Raw genomic sequence first — 5,126 nt, 5'->3', positions numbered from 1 at the left:
ACACACTGCGCACGACCGTGCCGCCGGGAAGGCCAACACTGGCGATCTGGACGGGTCCGGGCGCTTTGCCGCCGCTGGCGCCAGGCGCGCTGCCGCTGAGCGAGACCGAAGCATGGCCGCCGGCCGTGCCGACCGGCAATTCGATCGGCTCCGCGGCCAGAGTGCGGTTGTAGGCTTCGGAGTATTCCTTGCGGTCGCTGTCGCGCGCCTGGGTGACCGTAGCCGTACCTACGCGCGTGACGGTGCGCACGCCGCCCGCGCCGATGTTGTTGATTGCGGGGCCGCTTACTGACAGCGCACCGCCCGCGGCGATCTGGCTCTTGTCGTTGGTTACGGTGCCGGTCAGCGTCATGTTGCCGCCCGACAGGATCTTGCCGGGGTCGGACGAGACGGTGCGGGTTTCGGTGACGGTTTCTTCGACCTGGTAGTAGGTGAAGGTGCCTACCAGGCGGTTGTTGAAGTCGGCGTTGAAGTCGCGGATGCGCCGGTCCAGCTCAATGTGCGGGGCTCGATACGCCGCGTAGGCATCTTCGTATGCCTTGCGGCGGGCCGCTTCAGCAGTGCATTCCGCCGTGCTGTAGCAATCCCGCTGCGGCGGCACCCAGACGGGCATGGACCCGGAAGGTGGCGTGACGCCGAAGACGGCCCACACACGCGCATCGGAGCTGTAGACGAACGACTCGGGAACGTCCCAGCAATCGCCCCTGTCCCCACCCGAACACGCTACGGATTCGGGGATATACGTGATCGGGATCGGTGCGGTCTCGCCGGCGCGGCCCTTTTTGCTCTGCACGTAATCAAACGGGGGCCCGTATCGCGATGCCGGATACTTGTCTGACGGCAGCAGGAAGCGGCGCTCGGGATCGTCATCCAGCCATTCGGGAGCCTTGCCGCACAATGCTGTGACCTGGTCGCAGAACCAGTTGGTCTCCATGTCGTACACGTCGGTCGTGCCCGCCGGTGTCACGTACAGCTTGGGGACCGTCATCACAGGCACGACCTGGCTGACGTAGTTGGTATTGACGTTCTGCAAGGACGCAGCCGAAATCGCCGCGCTCCCTGCCGCCTCGATCGTGGCCGATGCGTCCAGCAGCGACGCGGCCTGGCCGATGGCTTTGCGGTTGGCGTCCAGCGCGCCGCCGATACGCAGGTCCGCGCCTGCGTAGATGAGAGCATGGTCGCGGTTCACCAACGATGCCACGCCCAGGTCCAAGTCGCCGCGGGACGCAATGACGGCGCCGCCGCCCGCGCCCGCGCCGTTGACCAGATCTCCGGCGCGGATCGAAATGGCGTCGCCGTAGATGCGGCCGAAGTTGTCGACACGTCCCGCCGAGATGTTCGTCGACGCGCCGTCGATCAGGCCAAAGTTGGTCAGACCATTGGCGACGTTGATGGTGTTGGTGCGCCCGGCCAGCAGTTCGCCACTGGCCTGGTTGTTAAGCGAGGCGGCCGTAATGCTCAGGTCGCGGCCGGCGCTGACGGTGGCGCTGTTGTCCATGGCCCCGCCGACGGACATGCTCAGGTCGCGGCCGGCGGCAATGGTACCGGTCTGGTTGAGCGAGCCCGTGTAGGTAAAGGACAGATCTTGCGCGGATTGCAACGTGCCCAGGCCTTGCAGCGCCTGGATGGTCACGGCCAGGCGTTCGCCCGCCAGCAACTTGCCCTGGTTGTTCTTCAGGGTCGTGGCCTGGACCGTTGTGTAGCGCTGGGCCGCGACTTCGCCTCCCACGTTGTCCAGTTCATCGGTAGTAAGCGTCAAGTCCTGGCCCGCGCTGATCGATCCGCCCTGGTTGTTCACGTTGCCGGACACGATCTCGACCACCTTGCCCAGGACGCCCTTGGCGGGCGTGCCCAGCGTGGCGCGGTTGTCCAGGCTGGCGGCATTCAGGGTCAACGTATCGTCGGCCTGGATCAGGCCGCCGCGGTTATCGACGGCGCCCAAGGAGGCAAGAGCCAGGTTGCCGCCCGCCAGCGTGCCCCCTTGATTGCCCACCTGCTGCGCCTGGATCAGCACGTTGCCTGCGGCAGCGACTAGCCCCCCGGTGTTGTCCAGCGCGCCGCCCAGTTTCAACACGGCGCCGCCGGCCGAGGTCAGCTTGCCGTTCTGATTACTCAGGTTCACGGCGGTGATGTCCAGACTGCCGCCATGGACGATGGCACTGCGCGCGTCGATGTCTCCGGAGGAAGCCAGCGTCAGTTTGCCGAGGGCGGAGAGATTACCGCCGGCGATCTCCATGCCCCCCGCGGCGAAGGTCATGTCCTTGCCAGCGGCGCTGATGCCAGGATGCGTGATGAAGGCCGCAGTCAGTTTCAGGCTGCCCGGCAGGCTGAGCGTGCCGTCTTCGCCCACGCCCGCGATAAAGCGGCCGGTGTTGCCAAGCCGCCCGGCCGCCGTCGCGGTTACGTCGCCGCCCGCCAGCACCGAGCCCGTGTTGTCCAGCGTGGTTCCTGCCCGCAGGCTGGCCGCGCCCGCTGCCGAAAGAATGCCGGCGTTTTGCAGCGCGCCGCCTACCTGAAGGTCGATGCCCGCACCGGCCTGGATGCGGCCGTCGGCGTTGGCCGTGAGGGTGCCGTTGGCGTTGACGGTCACGTTGCCCGCCTGCGTGGCGGCGATGCCGCCCAGCGTGGCGTCCGTGCCGGCGCGCAGCGTCATGTCTTGTCCGGCGGCGGCCGATCCCAAGGCGTTCAGCGCGCCGCCCGAGGTGGCGGTCAGTGTTGCGCCCGCTTGCAGGTTCGACGCAGCGCCCATCACCAGGTTGCCGCGCTGCGTGTCCAGCGTCAGGTCGCCCTGCAATGCCGCGACGGTGCCGTCCACGGTCATGCCGTCGTCCGCGCTGAGCGTTTGCGTGATGCCCGCCAGCATGCTGCCCGCGGCAAGCAGCGTGCCTTGCGCCGTCGCGGTGAGCGTGGCGGCGGCTTGCGCCAGGCCTGCCGCGCCCACGGTGACATTGCGGCCCGCCAGCGTCAGATTGGCGTCGCTGGCCGCCGTGCCGTCCACGCGCGCATCGCGCGCGGCGGCCAGCATCATGTCCTGTACCGAGGCCAGTGCGCCGGTGGCGACCAGGTCGCGTTGGGCTTGCGCCGTCAGCGTACCCGCGGCCTGCACCTGCCCGCCCTGCTTGACGATCACATCGCGTCCACCCACCAGCAGGTTGCCGGCCATGGCGTCGCCCAGCGCCGCCGCCGTGCCGCCCAGGCGCGCATCGCCCGTGGCCATCAGCGTCAAGCCGCCGCCCGCGACGATGACGCCGTCGGATTCCAGGTCGCCGCCCGATTGGGCGCTCAGGTTCTGCGCCGCCTGCATGCGGCCATCCGCGCCGACGCGCAACTGTCCACCGGCGTCAGCCGTCAACGTGCCCTTCAGCGCCGCGACCGTGCCGTCGATGCCAAGGTTGCGCGTGGCGGACAAGCTGGCGGGCGTACCCGCCGTCACCGTGCCGGTCACGAACAGGTCCCGCGCCGCTTGGGCTTGCAGGACGCCACCCGCGCGCGGCACGGCTTCGGCGGTGCTGGCTGTACCGGCGATGCGCAGGTCTTGGCCCGCATCCAGACTGAGCGTGTTGCTGCCTTGCGCAAGCCCGCCTTGGCCTACCGTCAGGTCCGCGCCGGCTTCTACGCGCAGGGTGCCGTCGGCGACCGTCTTGCCGTTCAGTTCGACGTTAGTACCGGCGGACAGAAGAATGTCTTTCTGACCGGAAATGGTGCCGCCCGCGATCAGCTTGCCGCTGGCCTGGGCGTCCAGTTGCTGGCCAGCCTGAAGGACGCTAGCGTTGCCCAACGCCATATCGCCACCGCTTGTGACCTTGAGCGTGCCGGCGTCGGCAAGCAGCGTGCCGTCCACGCGCAGATTGCCTTGCGTGCTGACTTGCGCGGACTGGCCTGCAATGAACAGGCCGGCCAGCGATGCGCTGGCCGCATCCGCCGCGACCGAGCCATCGGCCTGCACGCGAGACGCGGCCGATGTCGTCATGGCCTGCCCCGCCTGTAGCCGCACGTCGCCGGTGCCCAGCGCCTGCCCTTCCAGCGTGAGGTCGCGCGCGGCTTGCAGCGTCACGTCCTTGAGGGACGTGATCTTGCCTGCGCTTTGTAGGCTTTCTCCCGCGGCAAGATCCACGTTTTCAGCCGCGGCGATCTGGCCTTGCGCACCGACCGCCATGTCGGCGCCCGCCACGGCATTGACGCCGCCCGAGGCCGCCGCCAGCGTGCCGTCGACGGAAAGCTTGCCCCCCGCCGACAGGTCCAGGTCGCCGTTGGCGCGCAAGATGCCGGCCAGCGCCATGGCGCCGCCGGCCTTGCCCGTCGCACCGCCTTCCGCGTCCCATTGCGCGGGCGCATCCATGCGCAAGTCGCGCGCTGCGTCGATGGCGACGCGGCCGGTGGACGCTCCCTTGCCCGACACCCGCGCGTCGCGCCCCGCCGTCAACGAGACGTCGCCGCGCGCAGCGACCACGCCGTCCAGATTGAGGTCGGCGGCGGCGCGCAGGTTGGCGCGCCCTCCCGACTGCACGTGAGCGCTTGCGCCCGTGGTCAGGTCGCCCCCGGCCTGCGCATTCAGCACACCCGCAGCGGTCACCTGACCGGGCAACACCATGTCCCGGCCGGCCTTCAATGCGACCGCGCCGCGGGCGGTGACCAAGCCGCTGGAATTGACGCCCACCTGGGCCGCGCCCGTGGTGGAGGTCGGCGACGCACCTGGCGTGCCGGAAGCGCCACCGCTGCCCGGCGATGCGCCCGCGTCGGAACCACCCGCACCGGAGCCTCCCGTACCGGTTCCGCCACCAGCCGGCGGGGTCACGCCCGGCGTGGTCGTGGCGCCGCCTATCCGCATGTTGCGCGCGGACTCGGCGCGCACGTCCTGGCCGCCCATCAGCAGGGAGCCTTCCAGCGACAGGTCCTGCCCCGCCGCGACACGCAGCGCGCCCTGAGTCTGCAACGCCCCCTGCGCGGCGATCCTCACGTCACCCTTGGCATCCACATCGACGGATCCGCCCGCGCCAACGATGCCTTTGATCTCTGCATTGCGGCCGGCGGCAAGCACCACATTGCCCGCCGCCTGCGCAGCCCCATCAACCGTCAAGTCGCGCCCCGCCGACGCCCGCAGATCGCGCGCCGCCTGCATGGTGGCG

1 pseudogene is annotated in these 5,126 nt (G+C 69.6%); it reads right to left on the bottom strand.

Annotated elements, in window-relative coordinates:
- Positions 1–5,126: pseudogene (locus tag ACI0FO_RS29305) on the bottom strand (beta strand repeat-containing protein); the annotation flags it as partial.

Source organism: Achromobacter marplatensis, assembly GCF_049060505.1.
In the GTDB taxonomy this organism is placed as follows: Bacteria; Pseudomonadota; Gammaproteobacteria; order Burkholderiales; family Burkholderiaceae_B; genus Achromobacter; species Achromobacter marplatensis_A.
The sequence above is the reverse complement of the archived record's forward strand: the minus strand, read 5'-3'. Positions and strand labels throughout refer to the sequence as shown.